12 protein-coding genes, 1 tRNA gene and 1 pseudogene are annotated in these 15,410 nt (G+C 68.5%); 12 read left to right on the plus strand and 2 right to left on the minus strand.

Features of this window, described 5'->3' with window-relative positions; genetic code table 11:
- Window positions 1-24 precede the first annotated feature (24 nt).
- The 5 genes from ACH47Z_RS09405 to clpX all read left to right on the plus strand — a co-directional run bounded on the left by ACH47Z_RS09405 (window position 25) and on the right by clpX (window position 4,732).
- A tRNA-Pro gene (locus ACH47Z_RS09405) sits at window positions 25-101 on the plus strand.
- Window positions 102-303: 202 nt separating this feature from the next.
- Window positions 304-1,677 (plus strand): trigger factor, encoded by a 1,374-nt coding sequence (gene tig, locus ACH47Z_RS09410; RefSeq protein ID WP_399072256.1) that lies wholly within the window; start codon window positions 304-306, stop codon window positions 1,675-1,677.
- 258 nt (window positions 1,678-1,935) lie between these two features.
- Window positions 1,936-2,541, plus strand: coding sequence for an ATP-dependent Clp protease proteolytic subunit (locus ACH47Z_RS09415; RefSeq protein WP_399072346.1), 606 nt, complete (start codon window positions 1,936-1,938; stop codon window positions 2,539-2,541).
- A gap of 67 nt (window positions 2,542-2,608) precedes the next feature.
- Complete coding sequence (locus tag ACH47Z_RS09420; protein ID WP_399072258.1) at window positions 2,609-3,274, plus strand: ATP-dependent Clp protease proteolytic subunit; 666 nt, start codon at window positions 2,609-2,611, stop codon at window positions 3,272-3,274.
- Window positions 3,275-3,445: 171 nt separating this feature from the next.
- On the plus strand, window positions 3,446-4,732 hold the full coding sequence (gene clpX / locus ACH47Z_RS09425) for an ATP-dependent Clp protease ATP-binding subunit ClpX (protein WP_399072260.1): 1,287 nt from the start codon (window positions 3,446-3,448) through the stop codon (window positions 4,730-4,732).
- 80 nt (window positions 4,733-4,812) lie between these two features.
- On the opposite strand, the pseudogene ACH47Z_RS09430 reads toward clpX, so the two are convergent.
- Together ACH47Z_RS09430 and ACH47Z_RS09435 are read right to left on the minus strand one after the other, a co-directional pair.
- Window positions 4,813-5,124, minus strand: a pseudogene (locus ACH47Z_RS09430) (Uma2 family endonuclease); the annotation flags it as partial.
- A 926-nt stretch (window positions 5,125-6,050) separates the two neighbouring features.
- Window positions 6,051-7,046, minus strand: a complete 996-nt coding sequence (locus tag ACH47Z_RS09435) for a hypothetical protein (protein WP_399072261.1) — start codon at window positions 7,044-7,046, stop codon at window positions 6,051-6,053.
- Window positions 7,047-7,183: 137 nt separating this feature from the next.
- On the opposite strand from ACH47Z_RS09435, the gene ACH47Z_RS09440 reads away from it, so the two are divergent.
- The 7 genes from ACH47Z_RS09440 to mreD all read left to right on the plus strand — a co-directional run bounded on the left by ACH47Z_RS09440 (window position 7,184) and on the right by mreD (window position 15,388).
- Window positions 7,184-9,808 carry a valine--tRNA ligase gene (locus tag ACH47Z_RS09440; protein ID WP_399072264.1) on the plus strand — a complete coding sequence of 875 codons (2,625 nt, stop codon included), beginning with the start codon at window positions 7,184-7,186 and terminating at the stop codon, window positions 9,806-9,808.
- An 83-nt stretch (window positions 9,809-9,891) separates the two neighbouring features.
- The gene (locus tag ACH47Z_RS09445) at window positions 9,892-11,406 is read left to right on the plus strand and encodes a bifunctional folylpolyglutamate synthase/dihydrofolate synthase (RefSeq protein WP_399072266.1); all 1,515 of its coding nucleotides are present in this window, start codon (window positions 9,892-9,894) and stop codon (window positions 11,404-11,406) included.
- Between the two features lie 11 nt (window positions 11,407-11,417).
- Entirely contained in the window at window positions 11,418-11,750 is a 333-nt protein-coding gene (locus ACH47Z_RS09450) for a DUF4233 domain-containing protein (RefSeq protein ID WP_399072268.1), read from the plus strand.
- Between the two features lie 54 nt (window positions 11,751-11,804).
- Window positions 11,805-12,218 carry a nucleoside-diphosphate kinase gene (gene ndk / locus ACH47Z_RS09455; protein WP_399072270.1) on the plus strand — a complete coding sequence of 138 codons (414 nt, stop codon included), beginning with the start codon at window positions 11,805-11,807 and terminating at the stop codon, window positions 12,216-12,218.
- Window positions 12,219-12,552: 334 nt separating this feature from the next.
- Window positions 12,553-13,572, plus strand: a complete 1,020-nt coding sequence (locus ACH47Z_RS09460) for a rod shape-determining protein (protein WP_385847876.1) — start codon at window positions 12,553-12,555, stop codon at window positions 13,570-13,572.
- A 182-nt stretch (window positions 13,573-13,754) separates the two neighbouring features.
- The gene (gene mreC / locus ACH47Z_RS09465) at window positions 13,755-14,696 is read left to right on the plus strand and encodes a rod shape-determining protein MreC (RefSeq protein ID WP_399072273.1); all 942 of its coding nucleotides are present in this window, start codon (window positions 13,755-13,757) and stop codon (window positions 14,694-14,696) included.
- Window positions 14,697-14,710: 14 nt separating this feature from the next.
- On the plus strand, window positions 14,711-15,388 hold the full coding sequence (gene mreD, locus ACH47Z_RS09470) for a rod shape-determining protein MreD (protein ID WP_399072275.1): 678 nt from the start codon (window positions 14,711-14,713) through the stop codon (window positions 15,386-15,388).
- Window positions 15,389-15,410: the final 22 nt, after the last annotated feature.

Here is a 15,410-nt window from a genome sequence, read left to right on the forward strand (position 1 = left end):
ATGTACCCTACGTGTCGCACCAGACGGGGTGTGGCGCAGCTTGGTAGCGCGTCCGCTTTGGGAGCGGAAGGCCGTGGGTTCAAATCCCGCCACCCCGACCACCGGCTCACGTCACTGTGATGATCACGGCGATGATCACCTCGGTGATCGCCTTTTGGGGCGCTGAGCGGCTGCGGTTACTATGCAAGCTGCGCGCCCGTGTGTCCTGGCCCCCGCGGCCTACGTACTCCTCCGGGCGGCGAATCCGCCGGACCTGTCTGGCTCCGGCAGAAACCAAGAAGTCAGCCACAAGGAGACCGAACCGTGAAGAGCGCCGTGGAGACCCTGAACCCGACCCGGGTTCGGCTCACTGTCGAGGTGCCCTTCGAGGAGCTCAAGGACAGCCTCGACGCGGCGTACAAGAAGATCAACCAGCAGGTCACGGTGAAGGGCTTCCGTAAGGGCAAGATCCCGGCCCGCGTCATCGACCAGCGGTTCGGTCGCGGTGCGGTGCTGGAGGAGGCCGTCAACGACGCGCTCCCGAAGTTCTACACCGAGGCGGTCAACGAGGCCGACCTCAACCCGCTGGGCCAGCCCGACGTCGACATCACCGAGCTGAAGGACGGCGAGACGCTGAACTTCACCGCCGAGGTCGACGTCCGCCCGGCCCTGGAGATCCCGGACTACTCCGGCATCGAGGTCGAGGTCGACGCCGTCGAGGTCACCGACGAGGACATCGAGAAGTCGGTCGAACAGCTGCGCGAGCGCTTCGCCTCGACCTCCCCGGTCGAGCGTGCCGCCGAGGACGGCGACGTCGTCACCATCGACCTGGAGGCCAAGGTCGACGGCGAGGTGCTGGAGGACGGCATCGCCAACGGCGTGTCGTACACCATCGGCTCCGGCGAGCTGCTCGACGGCATCGACGACGCCGTCAAGGGCAAGTCCGCCGGCGAGGAGGCCACCTTCACCTCCGAGCTGAAGGGCGGCTCCGCCGCGGGCCAGGAGGCCGAGGTCACCGTCAAGGTCACCCAGGTCGCCGCCCGCGAACTGCCCGCGCTGGACGACGAGTTCGCGCAGCTCGCCTCCGAGTTCGACACCCTGGACGAGCTGAAGGCCGACAGCCGCAAGCGCCTGGCCAACATGAAGCAGTTCGACCAGGCCACCCAGGCCCAGGAGCGCGTCCTGGAGAAGCTCCTCGAGCTGGTCGAGGTCCCGGTCCCCGAGAAGCTGCTCGAGGACGAGATCAACACCCGCAAGCACAACCTGGAGCACCACCAGCTCGGCCAGATGGGCCTGACCCTCGAGAAGTACCTGGAGATCCAGGGCAAGACCGCCGAGGAGTTCGACACCGAGACCCGCGAGGCCGCGGTCAAGGGCATCAAGACCCAGTTCGTCCTCGACGAGCTGGTCAAGCAGGAGAAGCTCAACGTCAACCAGGAGGAGCTCACCGAGCACCTCATGCGGCGCGCGGCCTCCTCCGGCATGTCCCCTGACCAGTTCGCCCAGGCCGTCGTCGAGGGCGGCCAGGTGCCGCTCCTGGTCGGCGAGGTCGCCCGCGGCAAGGCCCTGGCCGTCGTGGTCGAGAAGGCCACGGTCAAGGACACCAACGGCGAGATCGTCGACCTGGACGACGAGGAGGAGGACGAGACCGAGGCCGCTGAGGCGTCGGAGACCTCCGAGGAGAACGCGGAGGGCTGAGCAGCCCTACGGCGCCTCTGAAGCGCGTACGACGGGCCCTGGGGACTCTCCCCGGGGCCCGTTTGTAGTACCGAGGGGGATCGGCCAACCTGGAGGTGCGGGGCGACGCACCCGGTGTCGAACGGCGCTACGCCCCCGGCGAACACCGTCATCTGCGGGATTCCCGGAAGGGACCATCGCGTTAGGGTCCATGAAAGGCAGAACAATGAGACGGCCCGGCGCCGTCGTAGACGAGCAGGTGGATACGTGACGAATCTGATGCCCTCCGCCGCCGGCGAGCCTTCCATCGGTGGTGGCCTCGGCGACCAGGTCTACAACCGGCTGCTCGGCGAGCGGATCATCTTCCTCGGCCAGCAGGTTGACGACGACATCGCCAACAAGATCACCGCGCAGCTGCTGCTCCTTGCGGCCGACCCCGGCAAGGACATCTACCTCTACATCAACAGCCCCGGCGGTTCGGTGACGGCCGGCATGGCGATCTACGACACCATGCAGTACATCCCGAACGACGTGGTGACGATCGGCATGGGCATGGCGGCCTCGATGGGCCAGTTCCTGCTCACCGGCGGTACCGCCGGCAAGCGGTTCTCCCTGCCGCACACGGACATCATGATGCACCAGGGCTCCGCGGGCCTGGGCGGTACGGTCTCGGACATCAAGATCCAGGCCCAGTACCTGCTGCGCACCAAGAAGACCATGACCGAGCTGACCGCGCTGCACTCCGGCCAGAGCGTCGAGACGATCCTCCGCGACGCCGACCGAGACCGCTGGTTCACCCCGGAAGAGGCCAAGGAGTACGGTCTCATTGACGAGATCATCACGCACGCCTCGGGTGTTCCGGGAGGCGGCGGCACCGGTGCCTGACCGGCCCGGCCACGCCACGCACCGCCGAGACCCCAGCCCCCCGAACGCCACCAGGACGGTGAACCCCATGAGCAACTTCCCCGGCGCCGCCAGCGGCATGTACGAAGGGCCTCGCCCCGACAGCCGCTACGTCATCCCGCGCTTCGTCGAGCGCACCTCCCAGGGCATCCGCGAGTACGACCCGTACGCCAAGCTCTTCGAGGAGCGCGTGATCTTCCTGGGCGTCCAGATCGACGACGCCTCCGCCAACGACGTCATGGCGCAGCTGCTGTGCCTGGAGTCGATGGACCCGGACCGGGACATCTCGATCTACATCAACAGCCCCGGTGGCGACATGACCGCCCTGACGGCGATCTACGACACGATGCAGTTCGTGAAGCCCGACATCCAGACGGTGTGCATGGGCCAGGCGGCCTCCGCCGCGGCCATCCTGCTCGCCGCCGGCACCCCGGGCAAGCGCATGGCGCTGCCCAACTCCCGGGTGCTGATCCACCAGCCGGCCGGCTCCACCGGCCGCGGTCAGCTCTCCGACCTGGAGATCATCGCCAACGAGTTCACCCGGATGCGTGAGCAGCTCGAGAACATGCTGGCCAAGCACTCGAACCAGCCGATCGAGAAGGTCCGCGAGGACATCGAGCGCGACAAGATCCTCACGGCCGAGGAAGCGCTGGAGTACGGCCTCGTCGACCAGATCATCTCCACCCGCAAGCTGAACAACTCCTCGGTCCGCTGACCCGGAGCGCAGGATTCCCGGCCCCCCTTGGCAGGGCGCACGTCAAAGTGAACCCTGCCAAGGGGGGCCCTAACACCGGGCCCGGCAAGGTACCGTCGGACATAAGGCAGCACCAGGAGCCGCTGGATTCGAAAGCGTCCAGGCGGCTCCCAGGCGAAGGGGAAGCACACCGTGGCACGCATCGGTGACGGCGGCGATCTGCTCAAGTGCTCGTTCTGCGGCAAGAGCCAGAAGCAGGTCAAGAAGCTCATCGCAGGGCCCGGTGTGTACATCTGCGACGAGTGCATCGATCTCTGCAACGAGATCATCGAGGAAGAGCTCGCGGAGACCAGCGAGGTGCGCTGGGAGGAGCTGCCCAAGCCCCGCGAGATCTACGAGTTCCTCGAGGGCTACGTGGTCGGCCAGGAGGCCGCCAAGAAGGCCCTCTCCGTCGCGGTGTACAACCACTACAAGCGGGTCCAGGCGGGCGAGAACGGCGGCGCGAGCGGCCGTGACGACGCCATCGAGCTGGCGAAGTCCAACATCCTCCTGCTGGGCCCCACGGGCTCCGGCAAGACCCTCCTCGCGCAGACCCTGGCACGCATGCTGAACGTGCCCTTCGCGATCGCCGACGCGACGGCGCTCACGGAGGCGGGCTACGTCGGCGAGGACGTCGAGAACATCCTCCTGAAGCTGATCCAGGCGGCGGACTACGACGTCAAGAAAGCCGAAACAGGCATCATCTACATCGACGAGATCGACAAGGTCGCCCGCAAGAGCGAGAACCCGTCGATCACCCGAGACGTCTCGGGCGAAGGTGTCCAGCAGGCGCTGCTGAAGATCCTGGAAGGCACCACGGCCTCGGTCCCGCCGCAGGGCGGCCGCAAGCACCCGCACCAGGAGTTCATCCAGATCGACACGACGAACGTCCTGTTCATCGTGGGCGGTGCCTTCTCCGGCCTGGAGAAGATCATCGAGGCCCGCGCGGGTGCCAAGGGCATCGGCTTCGGCGCCACGATCCTCTCCAAGCGCGAGCTGGAGGCCAAGGACGTCTTCGAGGACGTCATGCCGGAGGACCTGGTCAAGTTCGGCATGATCCCGGAGTTCATCGGCCGCCTCCCGGTGATCACTTCGGTCCACAACCTCGACCGCGAGGCCCTCCTGAAGATCCTGGTGGAGCCCCGCAACGCCCTGGTCAAGCAGTACCAGCGCCTCTTCGAACTCGACGGTGTGGAGCTCGACTTCGAGCGCGAGGCCCTGGAGGCCATCGCCGACCAGGCCATCCTCCGCCAGACCGGCGCCCGCGGCCTGCGCGCCATCATGGAGGAAGTCCTCCAGGGCGTGATGTACGAGGTCCCGTCCCGCAAGGACGTGGCCCGCGTGGTCATCACGGCCGACGTGGTCCTCTCCAACGTCAACCCGACGCTGATCCCGAGGGACTCGCGGGGGCGGGGCTCGGGCGAGCAGAAGTCGGCGTAGGCTGTACTACGAGTACGAGGGGCTCCCGGCGAGAACTACGCCGGGAGCCCCTCTCCTGTGTCCGCCGCCTGCAGCTCCCATCAGGTACGGGGGTCTTCGTCATCCTCGTCAGGCGCCCGGAATCCGGTCGTGTCGAGAGTGCAGTCGAACGGCGCCGGAACGCGGAGCTTCTCGCCGAACGGAACGGTGAGATGGAACGCGTAACCCTTGGGGGTCGGCGACCAGTAAACAGTGGCGAGTTCCTCCTGCATGTCGAGCAGGAGGTAGACCGGCACACCTGACTTCCCATAACGCTCGACTTTGTCGGTGAGGTCGTCGTCGCGAGTGGAGGGCGAGGTGAGTTCGGCGACGAAGGAGAGACCGTCGCCGTCCAGACGATTGCTTGCGGTCCGGCGTGGGACGCCAATATGGCAGCGGCGACGCTCAGTATGAAGGCGCGCATGGCGTGGTCGGGTGGCAGGGGGCCCGGCGCGTAAGACTTGCGGAAGCCGCTCGTTGGTCCGCACCGGGCGAGTCGCTTGGCGTACGGGGGATGGCAGTGCAGATACGGGCGTGAGGGTGCGCGATGGACCATGACGGCGACGAGGCCCAAGATCTGTTCAATTGCGCCGCCTCGGCGCATGGTGATGAGTGGCCCCCTGGCGGTTGGGTTGGGTGTATTGCCCGACCGCTATCGGCGCGACAAGACGTGGTGCCGGGCCTGTTTGGCGTACGTTGGCCGGCGCGCGAGGGCCCCCAACCGGTCTCGTCGACGGCTCTGTTGGTGGTGCCCGAGGCGGCTGTGGTCGGACGGCTGTACTCGTGGAACGAGTTGCATGCCTGAGACGTCAGTGTCTTCTCGGGGCGTCGCAGAACGCTCAAATCACGCCAGGTTCACGTCAAGTCTTGGTCGACGCACTCCCTCCCGTGATCGAATGAGTTTGACCATATCGGCCACTTGTTCGAGTCGTTGCCGGAAGTGAAACGGGAGTGTCCAACGTGAATTTGCGCAAGATCAAGGTAGCTCTGGCGGGGATCGGGGTAATTGCAGTAGCGGGAGCTGTCCCGATGATGGCGGCCACGCCAGCTTCAGCCGACTCTCCGGACTGTCGGGCGTACTTGGCCGAGGTGGGTTACTACGTTGGACCCAAGGTAACTGCGGCGTGTGAAAACCGGCGGGTCCCGTGGATTCCCGGGCCCAATCCCCTGTGCGTTAATGGGCTTGTCAAGGCGGGCGTCAAGACGTCAGACGCATTTACGGCTTGTGAGCGCGCCTAGAAGCGTCACCCAGCCACAGCCGCCCGGCGGAGTCGGCCGGGCGGCTACGGGTGGAGACAGGTCACATCTTCACGCGCACGTCGTTGCGCAGCTTGGCCGCGATCTCCGCCGTGTTGTCGACCGTGCCGCCGTCGCCCGAGGCGAGGGAGGCGACGCTGTACGCCGTGACCAGGGCGACGGTGCTGTGGTCACCCCAGATGCACACCGGCATCTTCAAGGTCTTGGGCACCCCGGATTCGCCGGAGCCGGTGGTGTCGAGTTGGGCAATCTGGCACTTCATGATGCCGTTGGAGAAGCCCGACGGGTTGACGGTCTGGGGGCTGCCGATCAGCTTGCCCTTGAAGTCGGAGTCGCTCTGGTCCTTCTCGGACCCCGCCTTGGCCTTGGCGAACATGGCGTCGACCACCGCCTCGGGATCGCTGATGGTCCCGTAGACGCCCTTGAAGGAGAGCCCCTTCTTGGTCAGCCCAGTGCCACTCTCGTAGCCGGCCTGGACCTGCGTCGGGTTCTTCACCCCCCACTTCTCGAAGTCCGAGCGGTCGGAGGCGGTCATGTCGCTTGAGGAGCCCGAGTCGGCGGACTTCGTGTAGGTCCCGTTGATCACCGACTGCGGCGCGACCAGCTTGTGCGGCCCGTCGTCCGCCACGCCACCGCCGCCGCCCCCGCCGATCACGAAGTACGCGCCCACCGCCACGGCCGCCACCACGGCCACCGCGCCGATGATTAGGCCCGTCTTCTTCTTGCCGCCGCCCGCCTGCGGAGCCTGCGGCATGCCGTAGGGCTGCTGGCCGTAAGGGGTGGGCGGCTGCTGCCCGTACGGGTTCGGCTGCTGCGGCACGCCCTGCTGCGGGTAGCCGTAACCCGGCTGCGGCGGGGCCGCCGGCGGGGCCTGCTGGGGGTAGCCGTAGCCGGGCTGCGGAGCCTGCGGCTGCTGGCCGTACGGGCCAGGCTGGCCGTAGCCTCCCGGCTGGCCGTACGGACCCGGCTGCCCCGGCTGGCCGTAGGGACCCGGCTGCTGGGGCGGCTGGCCGTACGGGCCCGGCTGGTTGTTGCTCATTTCTGGGTTCCCCCTAGGACGCTTATGTGTTCCTGACATCCTGGACCAGGCACGGGAAGCGCACGGCACCGGGGGCCGCACCGTTACACAACAAACGCGTTTCGGGACCGCGCCGTAACACCTCTAAACTGACCCCCGTGACCGAGAACGCTCAGCAGCAGCCACCCGCGCCCGACTCCGAACTGCCGACCCAGTACGCGCCGGCCGATGTAGAGGGCCCGCTGTACGAGCGCTGGGTAGAGCGCGGTTACTTCGAGGCGGACGCCAAGAGCGACAAGCCGCCGTACACGATCGTCATCCCGCCGCCGAACGTCACGGGCAGCCTGCACCTGGGCCACGCCTTCGAGCACACGCTCATCGACGCCCTGACCCGCCGTAAGCGCATGCAGGGCTACGAGACGCTGTGGCAGCCCGGCATGGACCACGCCGGTATCGCCACGCAGAACGTCGTCGAACGCGAGCTGGGCAAGGAGGGCAAGTCCCGGCACGACCTCGGCCGTGAGGCGTTCGTCGAGCGCGTCTGGCAGTGGAAGGCCGAGTCCGGCGGCCAGATCAGCGGCCAGATGCGCCGCCTCGGCGACGGCGTCGCCTGGTCCCGTGAGCGCTTCACCATGGACGAGGGCCTCTCCCAGGCCGTCCAGACCATCTTCAAGCGCCTCTACGACGACGAGCTGATCTACCGCGCCGAGCGCATCATCAACTGGTGCCCGCGCTGTCTGACGGCCATCTCGGACATCGAGGTCGAGTACCAGGACGACGACGGCGAGCTCGTCTCCATGAAGTACGGCGAGGGGGACGACACCATCGTCGTCGCCACCACCCGCGCCGAGACGATGCTCGGTGACACCGCCGTCGCCGTCCACCCCGAGGACGAGCGCTACAAGCACCTGGTCGGCAAGCTCATCCGGCTCCCGCTGACCGACCGCTCCATCCCGGTCGTCGCTGACGAGCACGTCGACCCCGAGTTCGGCACCGGCGCCGTCAAGGTCACCCCGGCGCACGACCCGAACGACTTCGAGATCGGCCAGCGCCACGACCTGCCGTCCATCACGATCATGGACGAGCACGCGGTCATCACGGCCCACGGCCCCTTCCAGGGCCTGGACCGGCTCGAGGCCCGCTCGGCGATCGTCGCCGCGCTGCGCGCCGAGGGCCGGATCGTCGCGGAGAAGCGGCCGTACGTCCACTCCGTCGGCCACTGCTCGCGCTGCAAGACCACCATCGAGCCGCGCCTGTCGATGCAGTGGTGGGTCAAGGTCGGCCCGCTCGCGAAGGCCGCCGGTGACGCCGTCCGCGAGGGCAAGGTCAAGATCCACCCGCAGGAGATGGAGAAGCGGTACTTCGACTGGGTCGACAACCTCCACGACTGGTGCATCTCGCGCCAGCTGTGGTGGGGCCACCGGATCCCCGTCTGGTACGGCCCGGAGGGTGAGGTCGTCTGCGTCGGCCCGAACGAGGAGCCCCCGAGCGGCGAGGGCTGGCACCAGGACACCGACGTCCTCGACACCTGGTTCTCCTCCGGCCTGTGGCCGTTCTCCACCCTCGGCTGGCCCGAACAGACCGAGTCGCTCGCGAAGTTCTACCCGAACTCCGTCCTGGTCACCGGCTACGACATCCTCTTCTTCTGGGTCGCCCGGATGATGATGTTCGGCCTGTACGCGATGGACGGCACCCCGCCGTTCCACACCATCGCCCTGCACGGCATGGTCCGCGACCAGTTCGGCAAGAAGATGTCGAAGTCCTTCGGCAACGCGGTCAACCCGCTGGACTGGATGGACAAGTACGGCAGCGACGCGCTCAGGTTCACTCTGGCCCGTGGCGCGAACCCCGGTGTCGACGTCCCGATCGGCGAGGACTGGGTCCAGGGCTCCCGCAACTTCGCCAACAAGATCTGGAACGCCACCCGCTTCGCGCTGATGAACGGCGCGACGGTGGAGGGCGAACTGCCGGACGCGTCGCGGATGTCGGCGACGGACCGCTGGATCCTCTCGCGCCTGAACTCGGTCGTCGCCGAAGTCGACGCGTACTACGAGGACTTCCAGTTCGCCAAGCTGTCCGACGCCCTGTTCCACTTCGCGTGGGACGAGGTCTTCGACTGGTACGTCGAGCTGTCCAAGACGACGTTCCAGGCGGGCGGCGAGCCGGCCGAGGTCAGCAAGCGCGTCCTGGGCGAGGTCCTGGACGTCACGCTGAAGCTCCTCCACCCGGTCGTCCCGTTCGTCACGGAGACCCTGTGGACGACGCTGACGGGCGGCGAGTCGCTCGTCATCGCCGACTGGCCGAAGGACAGCCGCTTCCGCGACCAGGCCGCCGAGCGGGAGATCGAGTCCCTCCAGTCGGTCATCACCGAGGTCCGCCGCTTCCGCGCCGACCAGGGCCTCCAGCCCGGCCAGCGCGTCCCGGCCCGCCTGACCCTGGACGGTACGGCCCTCGCCCCGCACGAGGCCGCCATCCGTCAGCTCCTGCGTCTCCAGCCGGAGGGCGAGACCTTCACGGCGACGGCCACCCTCCCGGTCGCGGGCGCCGAGGTGGCGCTGGACCTCTCCGGCACGATCGACGTGGCGGCCGAGCGCAAGCGCCTCGCGAAGGACCTGGCGGCGGCGGAGAAGGAGCGCCAGCAGGCGGAGGCCAAGCTCGGCAACGAGGCCTTCCTGGCCAAGGCCCCGGAGAACGTGGTGGACAAGATCCGCACCCGCCTGGCCAAGGCCGAGGAGGACATCGCGCGGATCCAGTCCCAGCTGGAGAGGCTGCCGTCGGCGTGAACGGCGTGCCGAAGGCCCCCGGAACTGCACAGCTTCGGGGGCCTTCGCCCACCCATGTCGGTGCGGCTCCGTAGACTGGCACCGTGAGCGACCTCCCGCACGAAAACGACCAGCCCGACCCCCTCGACAGCTTCGACGAACTCATCGAGGCGGAAACCACCCGCGACCCCGACCTCGCGGTGATCGAGGCCGGCAGCCGTACCCTGCGCACCCAGGGCGGGCAGCCGCACGCCGACGTACCCGGGCGGCCCGAGGACCCGGAGGTCGACAAGGCCCTGCGCGAGGTCGAGGCGGAGCTGGCCACCCGCTGGGGCGAGACCAAGCTGGAGCCGTCGGTCAGCCGGATCGCCGCGCTGATGGACGTCCTGGGCGAGCCGCAGCGCTCGTACCCGTCCCTCCACATCACGGGGACCAACGGCAAGACCTCCACCGCCCGCATGATCGAGGCCCTCCTCGGCGCCTTCGAGCTGCGCACCGGCCGCTACACCAGCCCTCATGTGCAGTCGATCACCGAGCGCATCAGCCTGGACGGCGCCCCGATCTCCGCCGAGCGGTTCATCGAGACGTACCAGGACATCAAGCCGTACGTGGAGATGGTCGACGCCGCTCAGGAGTACCGGCTGTCCTTCTTCGAGGTGCTCACGGGCATGGCGTACGCCGCCTTCGCGGACGCCCCGATCGACGTCGCCGTCGTCGAGGTCGGCATGGGCGGCTCCTGGGACGCCACGAACGTCATCGACGCCGACGTCGCCGTGATCACGCCCATCGCCTTGGACCACACCGACCGGCTGGGCGAGACGCCGGCGGAGATCGCGGGCGAGAAGGGCGGGGTCATCAAGCAGGGCGCGACCGTGATCCTGTCCCAGCAGCCGGTCGAGGCGGCGCAGGTGCTGCTGAAGAGGGCCGTGGAGGTCGACGCGACCGTGGCCCGCGAGGGGCTGGAGTTCGGGGTCGTGGCGCGGCAGGTCGCCGTCGGCGGGCAGCTGCTCACCCTGCGCGGCCTCGGCGGTGAGTACCCCGAGGTGTATCTCCCGCTGCACGGCGCCTACCAGGCGCACAACGCGGCCGTCGCGCTCGCCGCCGTGGAGGCGTTCTTCGGCGTCGGCGCCGTGCGCGCGGAGCCGCTGGACATCGACACCGTCCGCAAGGCCTTCGCGGCCGTGTCCTCCCCGGGCCGGCTGGAGGTCGTACGGCGCTCCCCGACCGTCGTGCTGGACGCCGCGCACAACCCGGCGGGCGCCGTGGCCACCGCGGAGGCGGTGGGGGAGGCGTTCGACTTCACCCGGCTGATCGGCGTGGTGGGCGCGAGCAGCGACAAGAACGTGCGGGGGCTGCTGGAGGCCTTCGAGCCGATCTTCGCGGAGGTCGTCGTCACCCAGAACTCCAGCCACCGGGCCATGGACGCGGACGAGCTGGCCGCGATCGCCGTCGAGGTGTTCGGCGAGGAGCGGGTGCAGGTCGAGCCGCGGCTGCCGGATGCCCTGGAGGCCGCGATCACACTGGCCGAGGAGGAGGGCGAGTTCGCGGGCGGTGGCGTGCTGGTCACCGGTTCTGTCATCACTGTCGGCGAGGCCCGGCTGCTGCTGGGGAAGGGCTAGAGGCTCCTACGATGCGTACGCTGTGCTCCTCGACCTTGATCGGCGAGTTCTTCATCATCGGCTTCGCCGGACTGGTCGCGATGAAGGACCCGAGCCTGTCGGTGTCGACGGTGTGGCTGGTCAGCGGTGTCGCCATGCTGCTGTGCGTGCTGATGTGCGCGGTGGTGACCCGTCCGGGCGGGGTGGCCCTCGGCTGGGTGCTGCAGATCGCGCTGATCGCCTCCGGTGTCTTCGTCCCGACCATGTACTTCATGGGCGCGGTCTTCGCGGGCCTGTGGTGGGCGTCGGTGCACTTCGGCCGGAAGGTGGACGAGGCGAAGGCCAGATTCGCCGCAGAGGGCTGAGCACGCCTCTTGTAATCTCGTGCCACCGCACACGTCAGTCGTAAGGAGCACCTCGTGACCCAGCGCACCCTCGTCCTGCTCAAGCCCGACGCCGTCCGTCGAGGCCTGACCGGCGAGATCATCGGCCGTATCGAGCGCAAGGCCGGCTGGCAGATCACCGCGCTGGAGCTGCGCACCCTGGACCGCGCCACGCTGGAGCAGCACTACGGCGAGCACGTCGGCAAGCCGTTCTACGAGCCGCTGGTGGAGTTCATGTCCTCCGGTCCCGTCGTCGCGCTGATCGTGGAGGGCGAGCGGGTCATCGAGGGCGTGCGCGCGCTGGCCGGCCCGACCGACCCGATCGCCGCCGCGCCCGGTTCCATCCGCGGCGACTACGGCGTGATCGTCCGGGAGAACCTGATCCACGCCTCCGACTCGGAGGAGTCCGCCGAGCGCGAGGTGAAGATCTTCTTCCCGGGCCAGGCGTGACCTGCTTCCCCGGCCGCGGCTGAACAGCGCGCGGAGGTTTCGCCAATTTTTCTGAGGGGCCGTCAGCTGTGTTCGGCGGCGCCTGACCAGGGACGGCCGTACATTTCCGGCCGTCCCCTGGCATATGCCTTGCCGATCGGGGGAACGCGTGCCTCCGATGGACCGTCTCCACGGGCGAGGCGGCCCGCCATCTGGTGACAATGGCGGAGACCCTCGCGCTGTGGCCGTGCAGGCGCGTTTACGATGGAAGCCTTCACGTCACAGCACCCGCCTCGCCGACCTGATATGCCCTCAAAAGCGCAGGAAGGCCCGATGAATCCGGATGGGGAACTCAATGTCGTTCATCGGCCGTGACATGGCTGTCGACCTCGGGACCGCCAACACGCTGGTGTACGTCAGGGGTCGCGGGATCGTACTCAACGAGCCGTCCGTCGTCGCGATCAACACCAACACGGGTGGGATCCTCGCGGTCGGTGCCGAAGCGAAGAAGATGATCGGCCGGACGCCGGGCAACATCGTGGCCGTCCGTCCGCTGAAGGACGGCGTGATCGCCGACTTCGAGATCACCGAGCGGATGCTCCGCTACTTCATCCTGAAGATCCACAAGCGGCGGTATCTCGCCCGGCCGCGGGTCGTCGTCTGTGTGCCCTCGGGCATCACGGGCGTCGAGCGCCGCGCCGTGATCGAGGCGTCCACCCAGGCCGGCGCCCGCCAGGTGCACATCATCGAGGAGCCCATGGCCGCCGCCATCGGCTCCGGCCTGCCGGTCCACGAGGCCACGGGCAACATGGTGGTGGACATCGGCGGTGGCACCACGGAGGTCGCGGTCATCTCGCTCGGCGGCATCGTCACCGCCCAGTCCATCCGCGTCGCGGGCGACGAACTGGACAACGCGATCATCCAGTACATCAAGAAGGAGTACAGCCTTCTGCTGGGTGAGCGCACGGCCGAGCAGATCAAGATCACGATCGGTTCGGCGTACGAACTCGACGCCGACGAGCACACCGAAGTGCGCGGCCGGGACCTGGTGTCCGGGCTGCCCAAGACCGTCGTCATCTCGGCCGCCGAGGTCCGCAAGGCGATCGAGGAGCCGGTCAACGCGATCGTGGACGCGGTCAAGACGACCCTCGACAAGTGCCCGCCGGAGCTGTCCGGCGACATCATGGACCGAGGAATCGTTCTGACCGGCGGTGGAGCCCTGCTGCGTGGCCTCGACGAGCGGCTGCGCCGGGAGACCGGTATGCCGATCCACATCGCCGAGGACCCGCTGGACAGCGTCGCGCTCGGCTCAGGAAAGTGCGTCGAGGAGTTCGAGGCGCTCCAGCAGGTCCTCGACGCGGCGCCGCGCAGATGACGTAACTCTTCGATTCCGTCGTACGGGACGTTCTCCTCTCGTGCGGCGGATCGTTGATATAGAGGCATAAGCTCCCACAAATGGGTCCCTTCGGTGTGCGTGTCGCGGACCGCGCCGAGTTCGCCTGCCGCGCCGGACAGGGGCCACCGAATTCCTACTGAGGAAGGGCACGGCCGCCGCACGTGAGGGACACGAAAGAGAGCCGGCTGCTCCTGGTCCTGTTGGTCGCCATCGCGTTCGCGCTGATCACGGTGGATATCCGCGGGGGCCGGAACTCCCCGGTCGACGGTGCCCGGCAGGCCGCGGCCGCGGTGTTCGGCCCCGTCGAGAACGGGCTGTCCTCGGCGGTCGATCCCGTCGGCAACGCCGTTTCCGCGATCCGTGACTCCGGCAGCCGGCACAGCCGGCTGGCCGCGCTGGAGAAGGAGAACGCGGCCCTCAAGGCGAAGCTCGGCAGCGACGACCGCAACCGCAGCCGGCTGAAGCAGCTCGACACGATGCTGAAGCTGGCCGGCGAGGGCCAGTACGGCATCAAGGGCGCCCAGGTCGTCGCCATAGGGTCGGCGCAGGGCTTCTCCTGGACCGTCACCATCGACGTCGGCGCCAGCGATGGCATCAAGCGCGACATGACCGTGCTCAACGGCGACGGACTGGTCGGCCGTGTCACCACCGTCGGCCCGGACACCTCCACCGTGCTGCTGGCCAACGACCCCGACTTCACCGTCGGCACCCGCATGGAGGGCAGCGACGAACTCGGCTTCGCCTCCGGCCAGGGCGACCGCCCGCTGCGCGTGGAACTGCTCAACGGCAAGGCGGAGGTGCACAAGGGCGACCGGCTCGTCACCTTCGGCTCGCAGAACGACCGCCCGTTCGTGCCGGGCGTCCCGGTCGGCGTGGTCTCCCGGGTCGACCCCTCCGGCGGCGGCCTGACCCGCACCCTCTACGTCACCCCGTACGTCAGCTTCACCAAGCTCGACATCGTCGGAGTGGTCGTCGAGGCCCCGAGGAAGGACCCGCGGGACACCGTGCTCCCGGCCCAGTCCAAGCCGACCCCGACGCCGACCGTCACCGTCACGGTGACCCCCTCGGCCAACGCGACCGACTCGACCGGCCAGCAGCACTAGGAGCTGACTTCCCCATGCGCTTCAACCGGATCCTGCTCTCCAGCGCGCTGGTCGTCGTGGCCCTGGTGATCCAGGTGAGCGTCCTCGCCCGCCTGCATCTGCCGGGCGCCGTCCCCGACCTGCTGCTGCTCACCGTCCTCGGCCTCGCCATGGTGTACGGCCATGTCGGCGGCGCCCTCGTCGGCTTCGGCGCCGGCCTGCTCGCCGACCTCGCCCCGCCCGCCGACCACGCGGCCGGCCGCTACGCCCTCGTGCTGTGCGTCACCGGCTACTTCGCCGGGCTGATCAAACCGGAGAACGGCCGGCTGAAGTCGGCGACCGGCCCGATGGCCGTCGTGGTCGCCGCCGCCATCGGCTCCACGCTGCTGTACGCGGGCGTGGGCGCCCTGGTCGGCGACACCGCCGCCCGCCATGTCGGCCTGTCCGGCCTGCTCATCTCCGCCGCCCTGTACGACCTGCTGCTCGCCCCGTTCGTGGTCCCCGCGGTCATGTGGCTGGCCCGCCGCTCCGACAACGACCCGCTGACCGAGACCGGCCCCGCCGCCAAGGCCGCGGACATCTCGTCCGGCTGGCTCTCCTCCGGCACCGGCCTGCGCATCGGCAGCCAGCGCGGCGGTCTCGGCGCCCTGAAGGCCAAGGCCCGCACCCGCTCGGCCCGGGTCGGCCGGATCAAGGGGGTCAAGCGGCTGTGACGGGCGCAGAGTTCACCCGAAC

This window comes from Streptomyces sp. NPDC020192 (assembly GCF_044388685.1).
Classification (GTDB): Bacteria; Actinomycetota; Actinomycetes; order Streptomycetales; family Streptomycetaceae; genus Streptomyces.

Coding starts and splice junctions, on each gene's coding strand:
- ACH47Z_RS09415 (WP_399072346.1), top strand. CDS start 1,936: ATGCCCTCCGCCGCCGGCGAGCCTTCCATCGGTGGTGGCCTCGGCGAC.
- ACH47Z_RS09420 (WP_399072258.1), top strand. CDS start 2,609: ATGAGCAACTTCCCCGGCGCCGCCAGCGGCATGTACGAAGGGCCTCGC.
- ACH47Z_RS09435 (WP_399072261.1), bottom strand. CDS start 7,046: ATGAGCAACAACCAGCCGGGCCCGTACGGCCAGCCGCCCCAGCAGCCG.
- ACH47Z_RS09450 (WP_399072268.1), top strand. CDS start 11,418: ATGCGTACGCTGTGCTCCTCGACCTTGATCGGCGAGTTCTTCATCATC.
- ACH47Z_RS09460 (WP_385847876.1), top strand. CDS start 12,553: ATGTCGTTCATCGGCCGTGACATGGCTGTCGACCTCGGGACCGCCAAC.
- mreD (WP_399072275.1), top strand. CDS start 14,711: ATGCGCTTCAACCGGATCCTGCTCTCCAGCGCGCTGGTCGTCGTGGCC.